Below are 3,432 nucleotides of genomic sequence, written 5' to 3'. Positions count from 1 at the left end.
CAGCGCCGCCATGGGCGACCACCCGATACCAAGCCCCTTCGGCTGCCAGATCACGAGGGCGATGGTGATCACGGGGATGACCCGGGCAGTCAGCAGCATGACAGATCCTTGCAGGGATTGGACGGCGCAGCGTCAACCTGTGTGCCGCATCACTTCAACAGTGGATGGTCCTTCGGCAACTGCCTGGCATACCACAGTGCCAGCTTGTGCCGCATGCTCTGCTGCGAGACTTGATCCTCCGGCAACGGCTGGATTTTCTGGTCATGCACCAGCAGCCGGTAGATGTATTGAATCCTCTCGTTGGCCGAATCGGTCGGTTCAAATTCCACCGCGCCGCGCTCCTCGCCGTATTTCATCCCGGCCAGAAGCGCGGCCTTCACCAATTCCGCCTCATGCTTCAGTTTTTTCAATGCACTGCCTCCCGCGCGATCCTGAAAAGAGTACACCCTGGGCCGTGACGGGTCGCTCTCAGCGTGGCCCTGTTTCTGGATCCCCTCGCTTCTTCGGCTGTCTCACGGATGGCATCGCAGGGGGCTACGGTGCGATGTCCAGTTTGTTGATCACGTTGCGCACTCCGGGCAGGTACCAACCGTTCCGTTCCGCGCGTTCCTTCTGGTCGGCACTGACGGCGATACCACCCATCGTCACTTCCCCCTCGCGCACCATCAATTTGATCTCGTCGTGGATCTCGTCGTGCTGCAGCGCCGGATCCCTGTCCAGCAACAGGTTGAGGGCGTCCAGGATCTCCCCATCATCCTCCTCCTGAGGCGGGTCGACCTGCAATTCGTTTACGACCCCGGCAATGCCCGGGATCCACCAGGCCATGACTTCCGCCAGCTGCCGGTAATTGACGCTGGGAACCGTGCCTTGCAGGCGCACGACGCCGTGGTGCGCGCTCAGCACCATCCAGTCGCCCAGGGGCCCCGCCTCGGGTGCTTCATCACGGCCAATGGCGATGCCCTGAAAGTCACGATCGGAACGCAATGCCTGATCCAGCGTCGCAGAGATGATCGTCGCCCACCTCTTCGTCCGGGCGCAATTGCAAACTGTCGTGGACCGCTTCGCCACCGGCCACCTGAACCGCGACCTGCCACGCCCGCCGTTTGGCGGCGATCGTCGAGACCGCACCCTCCAGGCGAATGCCCTCCTCGCTCGTCACTACGCGAATATCGTCCTGATGCACCAGGCGCGGGCCGCTTCTCGATCAACGGTGGCGGCCGCGCGATTGCGCGGCGTGGCGCGCTCCGGCTGGGTGGCGGGCGAACCACCACGCGGGCAGCTGCAGCACCGACTCCAGCGGTCCCCGGCGAAAGAGGCGCAACCACACCAGGGCGAACACCATGGCCACCCCCGTGATGCCCGCGCTGATGGCCAGCGCGCGTCCGGGTTCGCTGGTCTGCAGCGTCTGCGGCCAATACGCGAGCGCAAGCGCATGGCCAACGTAGAAGGTCAGTGCCGTGCGGCCGAGGGCAACGAGCGGTACCAGGACCCGCCCCGCGCGATTGGCCAGAAGCAGGCAGGCCCCGAGCACGGCCACGGCCAGTGCGGTGGCGGACCACAGCCACGGCGGCATCTGGCTGTGCGGATCCGTGCTCAGCACGTGCAGCCAGCCGACCACCAGGCCAGGCTCACCGAACACGCCGACCAGGGCCCGGGTCACGCCCAGCACCGCGATGAAGGCCAACGTGCCGCCGACCATCAGGCGCCACTGCACCCCGCGCGCGGCGAGATCCCGGTGCCCGAGCCAGAGGCCGAACATGAACGGTACGGCCGCCGTCACCAGCGGATAGGGTCCCGAAAGCAGCAAGGTGTGCAGGATCTCGCCGGGCGCATCGCCGAAATCGACGTTGGTGCGGTTGAACACACCGGGCTGCAGCACGCGACCAGCGAGAAACCCGAGCGGGCCAGCCAGCGCGAGCAGGGCGGTGAGCGCCAGCAGCCAGCGCGCGGGCAGGCGCACGGCAACGATGGCCAGCAGGAACAACAGGGCGTAGGTCTGCAGGATGATGTGCAGGCCGCTGGCCACGCCTTGTAGCCACAGACCCAGGGGAAGGAGCAGAGCGGCGCGCCAGACAAGGTCTACGCCGATGCCGCCGGGTATCGCACGCCGCGCGGCCGAGCGCGCCAGCAGGGCCACGCCGACACCCGCGAGCAACAGGAAGAGCACCGCCGCATGACCATGAGGCAGCGCATAGAGCCGGCCGGCGGTACTCTCCAGGCGGGTGGGGCCGACGTGGATGAGCAGCATGCCGACGATGGCGAGGGCCCGTGCGACATCGATGCCGGCGAGGCGGGCCGTGGCGGCGGGTGCGGACATGGGATGACCCGTTGGGTTTCGGACGCCGGTGACGGGCTGCAGCAGGGAGGCATCGGGCCCCCTGACCTGCCACCGCCAGCGTCATTACTGGCCGGTCCCTGGTGCAAGAGCTGGATTCAGAACAGGCTCACGGGCGCGCTGGAGCGTGAGCACGTGGGGGAAGCGGCCGGTTGAACCAGGGACGACTCCGCGATCCGGCCCAGAGCAGGATTATAGAACAGCAGCGTGCTCACCGCAGACTGCTTGAGGTAGTGGACCAGCACCATGGGTCCTGCCATGCACAGCAGCCCGCATCGGACCAACCGCACTCCCCAAGGCGGCGGCAGACCACGGCACTCGATGGGCGCCGCGGTTCTGGCACCGGCCAATGGGGATTCCTGAAGTCCATCACCACGCCCAGCACCCAGGCGGGCGCGGATATGGTCGGCCGAGGTCAGTCACGATCCGCCGCGCACGTTCATCGAGCCGCTCGATTTCGTTGCCCGGCTGGCGGCTCTGGTGCCGAAACCGCGGGTCAATCTCACCCGTTTCCACGTAATCCGCCTGGAGTCGGAGATGCACGCTCAGCGGTTGACCCGGGCGCGCCTGCGCTGGAATCGACAAGGGTTTGAGTCTCGGTTCCGTTTGCGCGATCCACGAGGCCTGTGCACCCACGTTTATCTGACGGCTTCGGAGGCTCGCCATGCGGTCATTCCCTGGCGCAGGATATGCAGATCCCGCAAGCCGCGCGCGTGCAGAAGCTTCGCAGCGGTCCGGGAACGGCGGTCCGTGTGGCACACCAGCACCAGCGGGCGATCTGTGGGCAGTTCGTGGAAACGGCCTGCGAGTTGATCGAGGGGCAGGTTGAGCGCGCCGTCGATGTGGCCGAGTTCGCCGGTGAATTCCTGAGCGCTGCGCACGTCGACGACCACGGGTGCGGAGTCGCCTGCCAATTCCGCAATGAGTTCCTGCGCCGTCAGCCACGTCGCCGGCACGCGCAGCCGCTTGACCAGCCGTGGGATGAAGGCGACCGCAGCAAGCAGCGCCAGCGCGATCAGGCCGGTCTGGATCGCGGCCTCGCCACCGGCGATGGCCTGGCGTCCGGCGTACCCCAGGTAGGTGTAGGCGAAGGCGCC

Annotated in this window: 5 protein-coding genes and 1 pseudogene; all 6 read right to left on the bottom strand. The window is 66.8% G+C overall.

Annotated features, from left to right (window positions below; all coding sequences use genetic code 11):
* Positions 1–96: pseudogene (locus ACESMN_RS13010) on the bottom strand (ArsB/NhaD family transporter); the annotation flags it as partial.
* A gap of 53 nt (positions 97–149) precedes the next feature.
* Positions 150–410 (bottom strand): DUF5062 family protein, encoded by a 261-nt coding sequence (locus tag ACESMN_RS13005; protein ID WP_373054036.1) that lies wholly within the window; start codon positions 408–410, stop codon positions 150–152.
* Positions 411–534: 124 nt separating this feature from the next.
* Positions 535–984, bottom strand: coding sequence for a BON domain-containing protein (locus tag ACESMN_RS13000; protein WP_373054035.1), 450 nt, complete (start codon positions 982–984; stop codon positions 535–537).
* The gene (locus ACESMN_RS12995) at positions 968–1,183 is read right to left on the bottom strand and encodes a BON domain-containing protein (RefSeq protein WP_373054034.1); all 216 of its coding nucleotides are present in this window, start codon (positions 1,181–1,183) and stop codon (positions 968–970) included. Before ACESMN_RS12995 ends, ACESMN_RS13000 begins: the two co-directional genes overlap by 17 nt.
* Before the next feature lie 21 nt (positions 1,184–1,204).
* Positions 1,205–2,317, bottom strand: coding sequence for a DUF418 domain-containing protein (locus ACESMN_RS12990; protein WP_373054033.1), 1,113 nt, complete (start codon positions 2,315–2,317; stop codon positions 1,205–1,207).
* A 656-nt stretch (positions 2,318–2,973) separates the two neighbouring features.
* The coding region (locus ACESMN_RS12985; protein WP_373054032.1) for a rhodanese-like domain-containing protein at positions 2,974–3,432 on the bottom strand (459 nt) is incomplete at its 5' end.

It is taken from the genome of Thioalkalivibrio sp. (genome assembly GCF_041690275.1).
Taxonomy (GTDB): Bacteria; Pseudomonadota; Gammaproteobacteria; order Ectothiorhodospirales; family Ectothiorhodospiraceae; genus Thioalkalivibrio.
Note: the sequence above shows the minus strand (reverse complement) of the source record. Positions and strands in the feature narration are given on the sequence as shown.